14 protein-coding genes are annotated in these 16,807 nt (G+C 44.8%); all 14 read right to left on the bottom strand.

From position 1 onward, the window contains the following. Window positions 1-19: 19 nt before the first annotated feature. The gene (gene pyrR / locus M8998_RS14470) at window positions 20-565 is read right to left on the bottom strand and encodes a bifunctional pyr operon transcriptional regulator/uracil phosphoribosyltransferase PyrR (RefSeq protein WP_249994025.1); all 546 of its coding nucleotides are present in this window, start codon (window positions 563-565) and stop codon (window positions 20-22) included. 190 nt (window positions 566-755) lie between these two features. Beyond that, on the bottom strand, window positions 756-2,519 hold the full coding sequence (gene ftsZ / locus M8998_RS14465) for a cell division protein FtsZ (RefSeq protein ID WP_249994023.1): 1,764 nt from the start codon (window positions 2,517-2,519) through the stop codon (window positions 756-758). A 141-nt stretch (window positions 2,520-2,660) separates the two neighbouring features. Beyond that, window positions 2,661-4,043: a cell division protein FtsA gene (gene ftsA / locus M8998_RS14460; protein WP_249994021.1), complete on the bottom strand. Its 1,383-nt coding sequence runs from the start codon at window positions 4,041-4,043 to the stop codon at window positions 2,661-2,663. A 32-nt stretch (window positions 4,044-4,075) separates the two neighbouring features. Then, complete coding sequence (locus tag M8998_RS14455; protein ID WP_249994018.1) at window positions 4,076-4,900, bottom strand: cell division protein FtsQ/DivIB; 825 nt, start codon at window positions 4,898-4,900, stop codon at window positions 4,076-4,078. Next, window positions 4,893-6,248 carry a UDP-N-acetylmuramate--L-alanine ligase gene (murC, locus tag M8998_RS14450; protein ID WP_249994016.1) on the bottom strand — a complete coding sequence of 452 codons (1,356 nt, stop codon included), beginning with the start codon at window positions 6,246-6,248 and terminating at the stop codon, window positions 4,893-4,895. Before murC ends, M8998_RS14455 begins: the two co-directional genes overlap by 8 nt. A gap of 4 nt (window positions 6,249-6,252) precedes the next feature. After that, window positions 6,253-7,350 (bottom strand): undecaprenyldiphospho-muramoylpentapeptide beta-N-acetylglucosaminyltransferase, encoded by a 1,098-nt coding sequence (gene murG, locus M8998_RS14445; protein ID WP_249994014.1) that lies wholly within the window; start codon window positions 7,348-7,350, stop codon window positions 6,253-6,255. Window positions 7,351-7,360: 10 nt separating this feature from the next. After that, on the bottom strand, window positions 7,361-8,566 hold the full coding sequence (locus M8998_RS14440) for an FtsW/RodA/SpoVE family cell cycle protein (protein WP_249994012.1): 1,206 nt from the start codon (window positions 8,564-8,566) through the stop codon (window positions 7,361-7,363). A gap of 21 nt (window positions 8,567-8,587) precedes the next feature. After that, window positions 8,588-9,967, bottom strand: a complete 1,380-nt coding sequence (gene murD, locus M8998_RS14435) for a UDP-N-acetylmuramoyl-L-alanine--D-glutamate ligase (protein ID WP_249994010.1) — start codon at window positions 9,965-9,967, stop codon at window positions 8,588-8,590. Next, a complete protein-coding gene (gene mraY, locus M8998_RS14430) occupies window positions 9,968-11,212 on the bottom strand; it encodes a phospho-N-acetylmuramoyl-pentapeptide-transferase (protein WP_249994008.1) in 1,245 nt (414 codons plus the stop codon). It lies immediately after the preceding gene. Window positions 11,213-11,217: 5 nt separating this feature from the next. Continuing rightward, the gene (locus M8998_RS14425) at window positions 11,218-12,672 is read right to left on the bottom strand and encodes a UDP-N-acetylmuramoyl-L-alanyl-D-glutamate--2,6-diaminopimelate ligase (RefSeq protein ID WP_249994005.1); all 1,455 of its coding nucleotides are present in this window, start codon (window positions 12,670-12,672) and stop codon (window positions 11,218-11,220) included. A gap of 12 nt (window positions 12,673-12,684) precedes the next feature. Then, entirely contained in the window at window positions 12,685-14,802 is a 2,118-nt protein-coding gene (locus M8998_RS14420; RefSeq protein ID WP_249994003.1) for a PASTA domain-containing penicillin-binding protein, read from the bottom strand. 21 nt (window positions 14,803-14,823) lie between these two features. Continuing rightward, complete coding sequence (locus M8998_RS14415; RefSeq protein ID WP_249994000.1) at window positions 14,824-15,231, bottom strand: FtsL-like putative cell division protein; 408 nt, start codon at window positions 15,229-15,231, stop codon at window positions 14,824-14,826. Continuing rightward, the gene (gene rsmH, locus M8998_RS14410; RefSeq protein ID WP_249993998.1) at window positions 15,218-16,153 is read right to left on the bottom strand and encodes a 16S rRNA (cytosine(1402)-N(4))-methyltransferase RsmH; all 936 of its coding nucleotides are present in this window, start codon (window positions 16,151-16,153) and stop codon (window positions 15,218-15,220) included. The genes M8998_RS14415 and rsmH overlap by 14 nt, the downstream gene beginning before the upstream one ends. Further along, complete coding sequence (gene mraZ, locus M8998_RS14405; RefSeq protein ID WP_249993996.1) at window positions 16,146-16,619, bottom strand: division/cell wall cluster transcriptional repressor MraZ; 474 nt, start codon at window positions 16,617-16,619, stop codon at window positions 16,146-16,148. The genes rsmH and mraZ overlap by 8 nt, the downstream gene beginning before the upstream one ends. Window positions 16,620-16,807: the final 188 nt, after the last annotated feature.

Below are 16,807 nucleotides of genomic sequence, written 5' to 3'. Positions count from 1 at the left end.
ATATGGATCTGTATTCTCTCTATTTTTCTTCTGTGATAAGGACAATGCTATCTTCTCGATCAGTTTCCTGCCAGCTTACGATTACCTTCTGCGCATCGATGGAGTCTACTTGTATGCCAATGTAGTCTGGCTCGATTGGGAGTTGACGGGAGAACCTGCGATCGACGAGCACCATGAGCTCGATCTTCTTTGGGCGACCAAAAGTCTGGATCGCATCCATCGCGGAGCGTATGGTGCGGCCCGTCCATAGTACATCATCTACAAAAACCACTACTTTATCATCTACCAGAAACTCTATATCGGTACGGCTTGCCTGCAAAGGCGAAGACCCCTTCATTCGGAAATCATCCCGATGAAAGGTGATGTCTAGCGCACCGATCTGCACGTCTTTACCGGAAATTTTCTTTATTTCTTGACGAAGGCGGCTTGCCATATAAGGGCCTCGTGGCTGCACGCCGATGATGACGGTATCACTGAAATCACCGTGATTCTCAATAAGCTGTTGACACAAGCGCTTAAGAGTGATCTCAAACTTAGGTCCGTTTAATAGCAGAGATTGTTTCATATGTATATGCTCATCTTGCATCTGCGTTACGAAATCGCACCTTGACGCTTTTCATTACGACAAAGTAACGGCTCCTTCGCAGATTCGTTTAGGCAAACTTAGCCATTTTTTTGAAAAGACCCTGTGGCCTTATGGTATACAAAAACAGCTTCGGTGAGGAAGCTGCTTTATATAATTTGTATAATACTAATTAATCAACGTTGTCGTGAAGGAATGAGTTGTTTGGTCTGATTTCTGTCTCTCCACTATCAAAGGATAGCGTGAAGCGAGAAACCTGAGACTGCGAAGAGTGTGGCACATCATCCAATGATTTTTGCTTTCTCTTGTACGCTGGCTCATTCTCCATCTCCTGCAAACCATTAGTAGAGCGTAATTTCATGCTCAACTCTTTCAAACGTAAGATACGTTCTTTGGTTTTCATCAACTGATCTTCGAAATTTGCCTCCTCTACTTTCGCATCTTCCAACGCAGATGGTGCGGTCATCGTATTGCTAGGAGCAATGTAGTTGTTGCTCTGTGGCTGGTAGGCTGGTTTTTCAGGTGCGGGTGCTGCTTGCTGCTGCTGATAAGAATCAAATACCGTAGGTACTTTGAATTCGAACATCGATGGAGATGTTTTTAACTCAAAACCGTGATTATCTTGTGGCTCTTGCTCCTCTACTTCTTGCTCGTTAAGATCTAGCGTATGACGAACAACTTGCGCTTCATGATCCGAACCGGTACGCGGATGCTGCTGTGGAGCTGCAGGCTGACTTACCGGTGCAGATGCAAATGATCTATTAGTTGGGTTAGCCGTAAATAGGTCAGCTTGTTGAATAGACTGCTCTAACTCCGGATTAGTTACACCTACGGGTTTAACTACTGGTTCTGTGTAGTGGCTTTTCTCCGTAAACTGGTTTTGAGAAACTGGCTTTATAAATACAGACTTCGCTTCTTCTGGAGTCAAACGATGCGCTATCTTTTCCTTTTCTTTATCCTTTACACGTTCTTCTGTGGTCTGAAAGCCTGTTGCAATGATGGTTACCGACAAGTCGTCTCCCATGTTTTCATCAATACAGTTACCCCAGATTAGATCCGCTGATAACCCTGCTTTTTCCTGAATATAGTCGGTAATGACAGATACCTCATCCATCGTTACTTCTTTAGATCCGGAGGTGATGTTCAACAAGATATAACGAGCACCTTCGATTTCATTATCCTTTAATAACGGAGATGCTAATGCTCCGGTAACGGCCTGCAGTGCGCGCTCGTCGCCACTGGACACGGCATTACCCATAATCGCAACACCACTATCATTCATCACGGTACGCACATCTTTAAAATCGACGTTTACGTAACCAGGTATCGTGATAATCTCTGCAATACCTTTGGCAGCGGTTGTCAGTATATCATCTGCTTTCGCAAATGCAGCGGTCATGGTTAGGTTACCAAATATCTCGCGCAATCTGTCGTTGGAGATGACGAGGTAAGAATCCACGTATTTGCGCAATTCTCCTAAACCTTCTTCTGCTTGTGATTTACGTCGCTTGCCTTCAAAAGTAAATGGTGTAGTGATTATAGCTACGGTCAAAATACCCATCTCTTTGGCCGCTTTGGCCAAAACCGGACTAGCTCCCGTACCTGTACCACCACCCATACCAGCTGTGATAAACAACATTTTGGTATTGGTACCCAACATGCGTTTGATATCTTCGATACTCTCAATCGCGGAGTTTTCCCCCACGTCTGGATCTGCTCCTGCACCCATTCCTTCGGTCAGACTTACGCCCAACTGAACTTTGTTCGGGATTGGACTCAACTCCAATGCTTGTGCATCCGTATTACATATAATAAAATCTACCCCACTAATCCCTTGCTTATACATGTGGTTTACGGCATTACCACCACCGCCACCTACACCAACTACTTTGATGATAGACGACTGCTCTTTTAACATTTCAAATTGTATCGACATATCTAATAACCTATTTTACTTTTAATCAACCTGTTGCAACGACGAATCCGACCCTAAGATCCTACTGTAATATTAACAAATTATCCACAAGAGTTTTCCACAATTGTCAATTTGTGGAAAAAAGGGACGGTTGTTAATAAATTACTTTTTCCCAATGAAGGTATCGTTATCAATATCCTCTCCATCGGTGATCCAGTTACCTAAAATCCGTGTCAACCAACCTTCTCTTCTACCTTGATCGCTAGCGATATCACTGACCTTAATGCTGGTTTTTGCACGTGAACCACCACTTACCTTCGCGATTTTCTCCTGCTCTCTTTTCTCCCCTTCTTCAATTTCTTGTATCCCTTTGATCAGCAAGCCAATACCTGTAGCATATAAGGGGCTCTTCAATTCATCGAATGCTTGCTTGTTCAGCATATCGGTTTTTGCCAAATATTCATTTGGATAACCAATGCGACAATCTATACCAGTTACATATTCTACTAATTGGACTAAGTGTTTCAATTGCGCACCACCACCGGTGATCACAATACCAGCAATTAGTCTGTCTTCGTAGCCAGATGCTTTGATTTCGTAGTGTACGTGCTCAATGATCTCTTCCATACGGGCCTGAATAATATAGGCCAGATTCTTTACCGAGATCTCTTTTGCTTCCCGTCCGCGAATTCCAGGAACACAGATTACCTCGTTTTCTTTATTTTCATCTGCCAGGGCCGATCCATAGCGTACTTTTAATTGCTCTGCCTGGTTGCGCAATACGGAACACCCTTGGCGTATATCTTCTGTTACAATATTACCTCCCAATGGAATTACTGCCGTATGGCGAATGATGCCTTCGTGGAAGATGGCCACATCGGTCGTACCACCACCGATATCTACCAATACAACGCCAGCCGTTTTTTCCTCATCATCTAACACAGCTTCAGATGATGCCAATGGCTCAAGGATCAATTCGGAGACTTCCAAATCAGAATTATCAACACAACGTTTAATATTTTTGATATCTGTAACACGCCCCGATATGATATGGAAGTTAGCTTCTACGCGACGGCCGGCCATCCCGATCGGTTCTTTGATACCCGGCTCGTTATCGATGGTAAACTCCTGCGGAAGCACATGAATAATTTCTTCACCCGGAGGCAATACCAGTTTATACATATCCGAGATCAGGCGTTGCACGTCTTCACGTCCGATTTCATCATCGTCGTTACGCGTCACAATACCACGATGTTGTATGCTTTTGATATGCTGACCGGCGATCCCTACGCTTACGACCTTGATATCGACATTCGACTGCCCTTCAGCGATCGAAACCGCTTCGCGAATGCTGTCAACAGTCTTCTGAATATTAGCCACCACGCCGCGACTAACTCCAGCAGATTCGGCTTTGCCGACGCCCAGTAATTCGACCTTGTTGCTACCACTGCGACGCCCCACCGTAACGCAGATCTTGGTCGTACCGATATCCAACCCAACGACGATTGGATTTTCTTTTTCGAGTTCTGTAAATTTTGGTTTCATATGCTGTGTATTTGCTGTGTTATTCTTCCGTATTAATTATTCATTTTCATTTGTAGGCTGTCTATAAACCAATCTCCATATCGTTCGCAGATAATCTGATCAGCATATTTGACATTCACCTTGCTGTATGCTTCGGTACCTACACGCGGTAAGATTTTCTGATAGAAAATCTCTAATCGACGCAATTTATCGTCCAGATTCTCGGCATCGCCCAAGATCAAATCCTGATCGCCAACACGCGGCACTAACTCAATGTCGCCTGCGTCATTGACGTAAAGCTGTACGACTTGATTGCTCCACAATTCGTTGGTACTAATATGCCGAACGATGGCCACCAAATCTCCTACCACCGAAGATTCTATCGCTTCTAGCGGTTTGCCAAACGATTCCCGAATATTGCCATTCGCAACAATCGTGTGTGGCACGTATTTTAGCGTAGTTGGGATCTTCTTTCCTTCGGTATCTACATAAAACTCCTGTCCTACCCGATTGATCACCCGAAGCAAAATTCCCCGCTGCTGTACAGATACCCGCATCACACCGTTGATATCTACATGGATATCCGCGTTAGATACATAAGGCAATGCTTTCAACGATTCTTCGATCTTATGCAAAGGAATATCCAGCAATTGCCGACCAATAACTGCTCCGTATTGATTTTCGATAATAGCCGTAATATCGGCCTGATCAATGAAGGTTTCTTTCCCTTCTACCATGATCTGCAACGCGGTGCACGATTGTGCGGCATCCTTTTTCGAGACAAGTCCCATCAGCAATATGACGCCCACGAAAGCCGCCAGTCCGAGTGTTATCGATCCGATCAAGCGCCATGGTATATTTTTTAGCCAATTAAGCATTTGTCAATAGTTGTTTTAAAGGTTTCACCAAACGATCAATGTCGCCTGCTCCTACCGTTACGATCAATTCCGGACGTTCCGTCCGTACCTTATCTAGGATCTGCTCTGCGGTTAGGATATGCTTATCATCCAAGGCAATCTGATCGAGCAGCCATTGTGCATTTACCCCTTCAATGGGCTTCTCTCGCGCCGGATAAATTTCCATCAGGTACAAGGTATCGGCGAACCCAAGCACTTCGGCAAACCCTTCGATGAAATCACGCGTACGCGTGAATAAGTGCGGTTGAAAGATCACCGTTAGTTTCTTTTCCGGATACAGCTTGCGCATGGATGTCAGGAAAGCACGAAGCTCCTCTGGATGGTGTGCATAATCATCAATGTACACCGCATCTTTCTCCCTTACAATGTATTCGAAGCGTCTTTTTACTCCTTGAAATGAACCTAAAGCAGCGATGATTTTATCGCCGCTAATACCTAGCAAATTTGCGACCGTAATCGCAGACACGGCATTTTCAATATTATGTAAACCTGGAATTCCAAGTCTGATATCTTTTAAGGTCAGGCTGTCGGAGTGGTAGTCAAAATAAAACTCCCCGTCTTTGATATGGACGTTGTCTGCGTACACGTCTGCACTTTCATTCATCGCATAGGAAATAGCACCAGAGAATGGTAATCCTTGCTTGATAATGGATGTGCCGCCTACGACAATCCGATCCAAAAACAATTGAAACGAATCTACCAAATGCGCCGCATCTCCATAAATATCCAAGTGATCTGCATCCGCAGAAGTCACGATAGCAATATTTGGATGCAAGGTTAAGAAAGAGCGATCAAACTCATCCGCTTCTACCACTACAGTATTATTGTCGCCATATAGTACGTTGCTTTCGTAATTGGTACTGATACCGCCCAAAAACGCAGAACAGTCGTAGCCCGAATCTTTCAATACGTGCGCGATCATCGTAGAGGTAGTGGTCTTGCCGTGTGTACCTGCTACAGCGATAGTGAAGCGACTAGCACTGATAAGACCGAGTACCTCGGAACGCTTGTACAAGGTAAAACCTCGTTCGATCAACGTGTTTTTCAACACTAAATCGGCGGGTACAGCAGGCGTAAAAATAACCATTACCTCATCATTTGGCGTAGCCAAATGATGAGGTAATGTTTGAATATCATCTTGATAAGAGACCGGAATACCTTCCCCTACCAGCGCTTGCGTAAGCTCGGTCTCGGTCTTATCGTAACCCGATACCACACAGCCTAAGTGTTGGAAATAGCGCGCTAAACCGCTCATGCCAATGCCGCCGATACCCAATAAATACACTGTCTTAATTTGGTCGATATTCATGCCCTTATTTTATCATCTTTAAAACCTCTTGTGCAATAATCACATCCGCATCCAATAACGCCATTTTTTGAATGCGCTCGCCTAGCTCATAGGCCGTCGCCTCATCATGAATCAGTTTGATCAATTCGTCGACCAAATGCATCCGCGCACTCAGATCACTTACCATGATGGCGGCCTTGTGCTCTGATAAAGCCAAAGCATTTTTAGTTTGGTGATCATCCGCTACATTGGGCGATGGCACCAAAACAACGGGCTTGCCAATTATTGCTAATTCTGAAATAGTGCCGGCTCCTGCTCGGGCTACTATGAAATCTGCTGCCGCATAGGCATAATCCATGCGCTCCAAAAATGGCAATAGCTTCACCTCATCCGTCAATCTTGCTTCTAATTCTTTCGACAGCTTATCATAATAGTAACTACCACACTGCCAAATGATTTGCACATTTTCGGCTAACAGCCGCTCTAAACCTTCGGTTAGGCAATCATTCAATGTTTTGGCGCCTAAGCTACCTCCGGTAATCAATACCGTTTTTTTCGTCGTATCCAGTCCGAAAGCATGGATTGCTTCCTCTCGCTTACCATCGATCTGCACCGACGAACGACGTACCGGATTTCCGGTAAGCATAATTTTTTCCTGCGGAAAAAATTGTTCCATATTTTGGTAAGCCACACAAATGCGTTGGGCTTTTTTGCTTAATCGCTTATTCGTCAAACCGGCGTAGGAGTTTTGCTCCTGAATCAACGTTGGAATACCGATCATGTTCGCCACGATCAGCAACGGTCCAGAGGCATATCCACCAACACCTACCGCTGCCTGCGCACCAAACTGGCGAAGCACTTGCCGTGCTTTCCACATGCTGGCAATCAGTCGGAATGGTAAGGCCAGATTCTTCCATAGGGATTGTCTGTTGAATCCCTGTATATCCAGACCTACTATTTCATAACCTGCGGCCGGGACGCGCTCCATCTCCATTTTACCATTGGCACCCACAAACAGAATTTCCACGTTGGGCTGCAACTGCCGCAAGGCATTTGCAATAGCAATTGCCGGAAAGATATGTCCTCCCGTGCCTCCACCGCTTATGATCACTTTGTTTGCCATGCTTACTGTATTATATGCTGCCCACTACCACACGACGCGGCTTCACGACATCATTCAATTCTTCTCTTCCTTTTAATTCTTCTACGTTTCGGCTCACGCTTAATATAATGCCTAATGCCACGCTGGTAAATAAGATGGATGTACCTCCCATACTCACTAAAGGCAGCGGCACACCTGTTACCGGGCCTAAACCTACAGCAACTGCCATATTGGCTAATGCCTGAATGGTAAGACTGAATCCTAATCCTGCTGCCAAAAAAGCACCAAAGGCGCGTGGACTCAACGTGACGATCCGAATAATACGATACATCAATGCGAGGTACAAAGTCAGTAAGAAAAATCCGCCCACCGTGCCATATTCTTCGATGATGATCGCAAAGATAAAGTCAGAATATGGGTGAGGTAGTACATTACGTTGCACACTATTACCCCAGCCTTTGCCAAAAAATCCACCAGTTGCAATCGCAATCTTTGAATTGTTCGCCTGAAAGTTTTTGTCTTCTTGGAAAGGCACTGCACCGCTTCCGCCAATCACTTCTTCTGTATGAAAAAATCCTTCGATACGACTCATGTAGGTAGCACGACGTGGGCCTAAAAATGCGACCAGCATTAATAAGATACTACAGCCTATGCACACGATCATAATCTGCTTGAAGGAAATACGACCAATCAGTAATAGCAGCACGCTTACGCCAAACAACATCACGGCGGTCGACATATTGGCTACTGCAATGAGTACAAACACCGCACAAACAGCTCCCATAATCGGCACGAAAGACTTCTTCACATCCTTAATATCTTCTTGCTTGCGGGATAGCATCCGAGCCAGAAAAGTGATCAATGCCAACTTCGCTAAATCGGAAGTTTGGAAGGACTGATTGATTACCGGAATGGTCAACCAACGATTGGCCTGGTTGATAGAATCACCAAATAGCAGTGTGGCCAATAGCAGTGGAATGGTAATGATCATCAACATCTTGGATATACCGGCATAGTAGCGGTAATCCAATTTGTGTGAAAGGTACATCAGCAACAGACCCACAGCGATGATCGCAAAATGCTTAAACAGATAGAGTTCGGTACCCTTACCCTCTTTGTAGGCCAACGTACCTACAGAGCTGTATACCGCCAACAAAGACCAGCCAGACAGGATAATCACGATTATCCAGATCCACTTGTCTCCCTTGAGTTTTGAAAAAATCTGTTCTATTGTCATAACCTTTTATTCTGCGAATTCTTAAAGCGCCATTACGGCATCCTTAAATTGATCACCACGATCTTCATAATTCTTAAACCAGTCAAAGCTCGCACAAGCCGGAGATAGCAATACGGTATCCCCTTTCTTAGCGATATGCGAAGCGATCTCTACGGCATCTCCCATAGAAGCGCTATTTACGATCACTTCTGTATCGGACTCAAACGCTTCGTGGATGCGACCATTGTGTTTACCGATGCAAATGATGGCCTTTACTTTGCTCTTCACCAGATCGCGTAGCATATCGTAGTCATTACCTTTATCTACACCGCCCATGATTAATACGATATCGGGTGAGAAACTTTCCAAGGCATACCACACGGAGTTCACATTGGTCGCTTTGGAATCGTTGATATAGGTAACGCCGCCAATACACGCCACATGCTCCAAGCGATGCGCAATATTGACATAGGATTGCATACTTTCTTTCATCACGCTATTGCGCAATTGCTGCGCTTTAGCGGCTAATCCTGCTGCAGAATTATTGTATACATTATGCTTACCCTGGAGTGATAGTTCTTCAATACTCATCGTAAATGGTTCCCGTTTAGGTATGTTAATAATCAAGTTTCTTTGTTCGTCTATAAATGCTCCCTGTTCTAGGGTGCTGTGTTGTTGTTGTGTAAAGGGCAAAGGCATCGCTAGCGTTTTGTGGCGCTTCAATCCTTTTGCGATCTCCTCGTCGTCTGCGCAGTAGATAAAATAATCTGCAGCTTGCTGATTTTGGATGATGCGGAATTTCGAATCCACATAGGCATCCATATCATAATTGTAGCGATCCAGATGATCCGGCGTAATATTGAGCAGGATAGCGATGTGTGCGCGAAAATGATGCATATCATCCAGCATAAAGCTGGAAAGCTCCAACACATACACCTCTCTTGGCTCGCGTGCTACTTGCAAAGCAAAACTCTGCCCGATATTACCGGCAACACCCACGTTCACTCCTGCATGACGGAAGATCTCGTAAGTCAACATCGTGGTGGTCGATTTACCATTTGATCCCGTAATGCAACATAGCGTAGCGTCTGTATATTGCGCAGCAAATTCAATTTCCGAGATCACCGGAATACTGGTTTTGCGCAGTTGCTGTATCAGCGGTGCTTTCTCTGGGATACCCGGGCTTTTGATCACCAGATCCGCATTCAGAATAGCTGCTTCTGTGTGCTGCCCCTCTTCAAAAGCGATAGCCTCTTGTGTTAAGGTAGCCTTAAAGTGATCGGCGAGGATAGCCATATCTGAAACAAACACGTCAAACCCCTGATCCTTGGCAAGGATAGCGGCACCCACACCACTCTCACCGCCACCTAAGATGACGACACGACCGGATTGCGGATAATAGCTATGTTCAATATTTGGCATCTATCTAACTTTTAAGGTTACGATGGTCAAAATGGCTAATATGATGGATACGATCACGAAGCGTGTCACAATCTTCGACTCATGGTATCCTTTCTTTTGATAATGATGATGCAATGGCGACATCAAAAAGATGCGTCGGCCTTCGCCAAATCTCTTCTTTGTGTACTTGAAGTAAGACACCTGCATAATCACCGAAAGATTCTCGATGAGGAAAACACCGCAAAGCACCGGAATCAATAACTCCTTCCGGATTAGAATGGCAAATGCCGCAATGATACCTCCAATGGTCAAGCTTCCCGTATCACCCATAAATACCTGTGCGGGATAGGCATTGTACCAAAGAAATCCTGTACAGGCACCAATGAAAGCACCTGCAAAAATCACCAGCTCACCACTGTTTGGGATATACATGATATTCAGGTATTCCGAAAAAATTACGTTGCCCGAAACGTAGGCTAGAATCGCCAGCGTAATTCCCATAATGGCGGATGTACCCGTGGCTAATCCATCAATACCGTCGGTAATATTAGCCCCGTTGGATACCGCCGTTACAATAAACACGATCACCAGTAAGATCATACCGAAGGTAATCCAGGTGCCCGAAAGTCCGAGAAAACTCAAGGTTTTAGCATAATCAAACTCATTATTTTTATAAAAGGGAATGTTGGTCTTGGTAGATTTTACATCCTCGACGTATGTTTTCTCTCCGGTAGATGGATTGATCACTACCGCTACAGGCACGGAAGAAGAAGGATTGGTCACTTGCTCACGCACCACAATGCTCGGGTGAAAATACATCGTAACAGCAATAAAGATCCCCAAACCGATCTGTCCGATTACTTTAAAACGACCGGCAAGTCCTTCTTTATTTTTACGAAAGACCTTAATATAATCATCCAGAAAACCGATCGCTCCCATCCATACCGTGGTAATGATCATGATGATGATGTAGATATTATCCAACTTCGCAAAAAGCAACGTAGGAATTAAGATACCAGCAATGATAATCAAACCACCCATCGTCGGCGTGCCTTGTTTTTGCTTTTCTCCGGCTAAACCTAAGTCACGCACCGTTTCACCCACTTGCTTACGATGCAGCAATTGGATAAGCCGACTACCGAATACGGTGGTAATGATCAACGAGACAATCACCGCCATAGCCGTACGGAAAGAGATATACTGAAACAGTCCCGCTCCAGGGATGTGCATATGCTCGTTTAACCAGGTAAATAAATAATATAACATCCCTCTTATTGCTCGTTAAATGCGCTTGCTAATTGTTCTTTATCATCAAAATGATGCTTCACACCATTGATATCCTGATACTTTTCATGTCCTTTGCCTGCCACAACAATAATATCTCCTGGCTGCGCCAAATGACAAGCTGCCCGAATCGCTTCCCGGCGATCTGCAATGCTAAACACCCCTTTACGTCTATCAGATGGAATACCTGCCTCCATCTCCCGGATAATTTGCAAAGGATCTTCGCTGCGCGGATTGTCAGAAGTGAGAATAACCGTGTCACTTTTTAAGGCGGCTACTTTCGCCATAGTTGGTCGTTTCGTTTTGTCGCGATCGCCACCACAACCGATTACTGTAATAATCTGTTGCCCTGCCTGGCGTAAGCCCGCTACCGTATCCAATACATTTTCTACCGCATCGGGCGTATGTGCATAATCCACAATGCCAATTTGGCCTTGCGGAGAGCGCATCGCTTCAAATCTTCCTTCGGCTCCGATAATATTACTGATGGCGGTCAAGACTTTCATCGTTTCCTGTTCCAACAGAATTGCAGCCCCATATACCGCTAATAAGTTATAGGCATTAAAGTGCCCGACTAGTTTTACCCAAACATCTTGACCGTCTAGGTGCAATAGCATACCATCAAAATGGCTTTCTACGATGCGCATTTTAAAATCCGCTAATCCTTTTAAAGCATAGGTTTTCTGATAGGCCACCGTATTTTGAAGCATCACTGCACCGTTGCGATCATCCGTATTACTGAGTGCAAATGCTTCTCGATCCAGGTCGTCAAAAAACTTCTTTTTTGCCTTAATATAATTATCAAAAGTTTCGTGGAAGTCCAGGTGATCGTGTGTGATATTGGTAAAAATACCACCCGCAAAACGCAAACCGGCAATACGTTGCTGAACGACGGCATGCGAACTCACTTCCATGAAACAGTAGTCGCAACCTTCCTCTACCATCTCGCGCAATAATTTATTGAGAGAGATGGGATCCAAGGTGGTATGCGTGGTCGGTATAACGCGGCCAGATATTCGATTTTCTACCGTAGATAGTAGCCCTACCTGATAGCTCAGCCCGATGAATAGATTATACAATAACGTGGCTACTGTTGTCTTTCCATTAGTGCCCGTAATACCCACTAGCTTCAAGTGTTGAGACGGATTACCATAATAGTTTGCCGCCACCAAACCCAGTGCATACGAAGAATCATCAACTAAAACATAGGTGATGTGATCTTGTATTTCTTTCGGCCATTCTTCTACCAATAAAGTGCTTGCACCTAAGTCAATTGCTTTTTGAATGTACAAATGTCCATCAGTATGACTGCCACGAACGGCAATAAATAAGTTGCCATCCACCACCGCGCGGGAATCAAAACACAGGCCGGTCACCTCGATGTCGAGTTGTCCTTTATATTCCTTAACCGGAACAGCATGAAGTAGATCTTTCAATATCATACGATCCTGTGTTTAATTTAATTCTAATAAAACCTTAGAACCTGCCGTTAGCTTCTGTCCGGCCAATAGCGATTGGGACACGACGCGTCCTTTTCCTTTTACCGAAGTTTTGAATCCAGCGTTTTCCATCGCGTAGATGGCATCCATTAATCCCATTCCCAGCACACTCGGCACGACGCCTTCTGTAAACTGGGTTTCGGTGAATGCATTTGTACTACGTTGTGCACTATCTTTTACCGGACGCGTTAACGCCGCCCAATCATTTACCTGCAACCCCATCCAAGCGTACACTTTGGCGGATGCTTCTTTAGAACCAACCAATGTGTGTGGCGTCTTATCCCCTTTACTATTGACTTTCCTCGTTTCGAATTTGGCGTGCAGACTTAAATCATTCGCATAGACCATATCAGCCAATTCTTTGAATACTGGCCCCGCAACCGAACCACCATAATAGCCGTTCCGTGGATTGCGAATTACCACAATCATGCTGTATTTAGGCTTCTCTGCTGGAAAATATCCGGCAAAAGAAGATTGATAACGACGCGCACCATATCCTCTCGATCCATCGGCCATCTGCGCAGTACCGGTCTTTCCGGCGGCGTTATACAACGGGCTACGCAAGCGTTTTCCGGTTCCGTTGGTCATGACGCTGCGCATCATGCCCTGCATTTTGTCGATTGCTTCTTCCGACGCAATTTGTTTGTTGATCACGCGCGCCTCAAAACGCTCTACCGTATTTCCCAGATTGCGAATCTCTTTTACGAATAGCGGAGCGATCATTTTACCATCGTTGGCCACTGCATTATACAGCGTCAATGTCTGCAATGGCGTCAGCTTCATCTCATAACCGTAAGCCATCTGGATAAGCGACAACTTACTCCAGGATCTGCTTTCTGGTGTTTTTACCCATGGATCACCCTCACCCGGAATCTGTAAACCCAATGGTTTATTCAAGCCCCAACTGTGTAGCTTGTTAATGAATTTGCCCGGATTATTGCCGTAATGTGTATGAATCATTTTCGTCACCGCCACATTTGAGGATTCTTCAAAAGCTTCTTGTACACTTACTCGGGATTTCTTCGGCGCATGCGAATCACGAATGGTGTGTGAGGGTACTTTGTAGGTACCATTACCAATATCAATGACGGTGGTCGTATCTACATAACCATCATCCAGCGCTGCCAAATAAGAAGCTAGCTTAAAGGTCGAACCTGGATCCGCTCCTTGTGCTATGGCGTAATTAAATTTCTCACGGTATACACCGTCCGTATCTTTGGTAAAGTTGGCAATAGCACGGATTTCTCCTGTTTCTACTTCCATTAGGATCACACAGCCATTATCTGCGTTGCTCTGAATTAATTGCTTTTCTAAAGCGCGCTGTGCCATGTCCTGCATGTTCACATCAATGGTTGCAATGATATCAGAACCATCTACTGGCGCAATTTCTACTTCCCGACTAACCGGCACCCAAACACCACCAGCGATGCGCTGCATCATTTGCATGCCGCTTTTTCCTTCGATATAATCACCAAAGGCGCCTTCCAACCCCACTCTATATTCCTCATTGCGGTAACCGATGGTACGTGCGGCTAAGTTGGTAAATGGTAAAATGCGTTTGTTTTCCTGCACTGCGATCAAGCCGCCAGAAAAACGGCTGCGTCCTTCTTTAAAGGTTTTTAATAATGGAAATGTCTTTAATTCCTTCAAGTCCTGATGCGATACATTTCTTTTTAATAGCATGTATCGCTGCCCCTTAGCACGGGCTTCTTTCAGTTGCGTCAAATATTGTCTCGCCGATTTATCACCAAAAAATTGTGAAAGACGTGCCGCCAAAGAATCTACTCTAGACTGAAACACGTCGCTATTCTCTTCTGGGATAGCCATGGCGTCAAAGCGTATGGTGTATTCAGGTACCGAAGTCGCCAGCAAACTACCATCATTGGAATAGATATTCCCACGCGCAGCCTCCACCACTCGCTCTTTTATGGTGAGTGAATCGGCAATAGTCTGCCATTTATCACCATCTACATATTGCACATGCAGCAGCTTGCCAAACACCAATAGGGCGCCAAACACCATTAGCCCGAAGGCCAGGTACACACGAATCAAGATGGACTTTCTAATGTTCATGGTGTGTGCGGTTTACGCTGCTTATTTATCTTTTTTTACTAAATCTATTTTTATCGGCGGTTCGGTACGCTCGGTCAATCCCAAGGTATCGGCGCGCTTCGCAATTTCTGTTTGTGTCGTCAACTTCATCAACTCGGCATGAAGCGACTTGTAATCCCAACCCAACTCTTTTACATCTTTGCCCAACCGGTCGATTCTACGTACGGTATTCTCTGCCAGATGCCGGTTAGAGATATATACTAAGCCCAATAAAGCGACAAACGCAATAAAGGGCAGGTTTCTTGTCACTAAATAAGTAGAAAGCGGATTGCTTGAGAATACAGAACGGAGGAAATTTTGGGTCTCTTCGACCTTTTCCTCCAGTTCATCGGACATCTCCTCCTGAACTTCTTCACTTAGCTCGCCATTTTTAATTCTATTTCTGGCCATCTGCTTCACCCTTTTCTACCCGTTGTGCGATGCGCAATTTGGCGCTCCGAGCCCGGTTATTCTGTTGCACTTCTTGATCTGTCGCCACGATTGCCTTCCGGCTAATCACCTGGAAAGGTTTGATCTCATTACCAAAAAAATCCTTCTCCACCTCTCCTTTAAACTTACCCTTGGCTATAAAATTCTTCACCAAACGATCCTCTAAAGAATGATAGGACATCACCACCAACCGACCTTCATTTTTAAGCACGGGCACAGTTTGTTCTAAGAACTCCTGCAATGCTTCTAACTCTTTATTTACTTCAATACGCAAGGCTTGAAAGACCTGCGCATGGTATTTATGCTCTTTACCTCTTGGTACCAATGATTTGATCGTCTCTTTCAATTGCAAAACTGATGTCACCGCTTTCGTAAGACGTGCTGTTGCGATCGTCTTAGCCAAAGACTTGGCGTTCTGAATTTCGCCGTACATACCAAATATGCGGTGCAGCTCTTCTTCTGCATAGGTATTGAGAATCTGCGTCGCATTCAGATCAGACACCTGATCCATACGCATATCCAAATTCGCTTCGTAGCGAATAGAGAACCCCCGTTCGGCATCATCAAACTGATGGGAGGACACGCCAAGATCCGCAAGAATACCATCTACCTGCCGCACACCTTCCAGTCGTAAGCTATTTTTCAAAAACTTGAAATTTTGATGTACCAACCGAAATCTCGGATCATCAATTGCATTTTGAAGCGCATCCGGATCCTGATCAAAGGCAAATAGACGACCCTCCGGCCCAAGATGTTTCAGAATTTCTCTGGAATGTCCGCCACCACCAAAGGTGACATCTACATACACGCCATTAGGCTTTATGTTCAGCGCTGCTATGCATTCCTGCAGCATCACAGGCACATGATATACTAGACTACTCATTTTCCAGGTCTCCTATATCTAATCCACCCATTACTTTTTCACCCAAAGTGGCAAAATCATCTTCACTCATCTCTCCCAATGTCTCTAGGTAAACAGATTTGGACCAAACCTCTATGCGATCAAACTGGCAAGCCAACATCAGCTCACCGCTGATCTCTGCATACTCCATCAGGCTTTTAGGAAGCAATACCCGGTTGGCTGAATCCAGCGTCAACTCGGTAGCACCACTCATAAACTTCCGGATGAAATTCCTGTTCTCCGCTTTAAACTTATTCAAACGCGATAACTGCTTCATCATTTTCGACCATTCCGAACGAGGATATATCACCAAGTTTTTTTCGAAACCACGGTTCACAATAAGCCCCTCTTGCTCAATATTGGGTATTTGTTTTTTGAGCAACGCAGGAACTACCATTCTACCTTTGGCATCCAACTTACATATATATTCTCCTGTTAGTTCGGTCATACAGCTAATCAGCCTATTCGAAATCAAATGTAAAATTATACACTTTCTCCCACTTTACAACACTTTGCCCCACAAAAAAGTTTTCCACAGTTCCAATATTGCTAAAGAAACAGCCAAAACAAGCTTATTACCTCATTATGTTGCCGTTACGAGCTTAATTTTCTTACACTGGAATAACTAAAACGCTG

This window comes from Sphingobacterium sp. lm-10 (assembly GCF_023554555.1).
GTDB lineage: Bacteria > Bacteroidota > Bacteroidia > Sphingobacteriales > Sphingobacteriaceae > Sphingobacterium.
Note: the sequence above shows the minus strand (reverse complement) of the source record. Positions and strands in the feature narration are given on the sequence as shown.

Bases quoted from the DNA above. Each gene is read 5' to 3' on its own strand.
- pyrR (WP_249994025.1), bottom strand. From the start codon at position 565: ATGAAACAATCTCTGCTATTAAACGGACCTAAGTTTGAGATCACTCTT.
- ftsZ (WP_249994023.1), bottom strand. From the start codon at position 2,519: ATGTCGATACAATTTGAAATGTTAAAAGAGCAGTCGTCTATCATCAAA.
- ftsA (WP_249994021.1), bottom strand. From the start codon at position 4,043: ATGAAACCAAAATTTACAGAACTCGAAAAAGAAAATCCAATCGTCGTT.
- M8998_RS14455 (WP_249994018.1), bottom strand. From the start codon at position 4,900: ATGCTTAATTGGCTAAAAAATATACCATGGCGCTTGATCGGATCGATA.
- murC (WP_249994016.1), bottom strand. From the start codon at position 6,248: ATGAATATCGACCAAATTAAGACAGTGTATTTATTGGGTATCGGCGGC.
- murG (WP_249994014.1), bottom strand. From the start codon at position 7,350: ATGGCAAACAAAGTGATCATAAGCGGTGGAGGCACGGGAGGACATATC.
- M8998_RS14440 (WP_249994012.1), bottom strand. From the start codon at position 8,566: ATGACAATAGAACAGATTTTTTCAAAACTCAAGGGAGACAAGTGGATC.
- murD (WP_249994010.1), bottom strand. From the start codon at position 9,967: ATGCCAAATATTGAACATAGCTATTATCCGCAATCCGGTCGTGTCGTC.
- mraY (WP_249994008.1), bottom strand. From the start codon at position 11,212: ATGTTATATTATTTATTTACCTGGTTAAACGAGCATATGCACATCCCT.
- M8998_RS14425 (WP_249994005.1), bottom strand. From the start codon at position 12,672: ATGATATTGAAAGATCTACTTCATGCTGTTCCGGTTAAGGAATATAAA.
- M8998_RS14420 (WP_249994003.1), bottom strand. From the start codon at position 14,802: ATGAACATTAGAAAGTCCATCTTGATTCGTGTGTACCTGGCCTTCGGG.
- M8998_RS14415 (WP_249994000.1), bottom strand. From the start codon at position 15,231: ATGGCCAGAAATAGAATTAAAAATGGCGAGCTAAGTGAAGAAGTTCAG.
- rsmH (WP_249993998.1), bottom strand. From the start codon at position 16,153: ATGAGTAGTCTAGTATATCATGTGCCTGTGATGCTGCAGGAATGCATA.
- mraZ (WP_249993996.1), bottom strand. From the start codon at position 16,619: ATGACCGAACTAACAGGAGAATATATATGTAAGTTGGATGCCAAAGGT.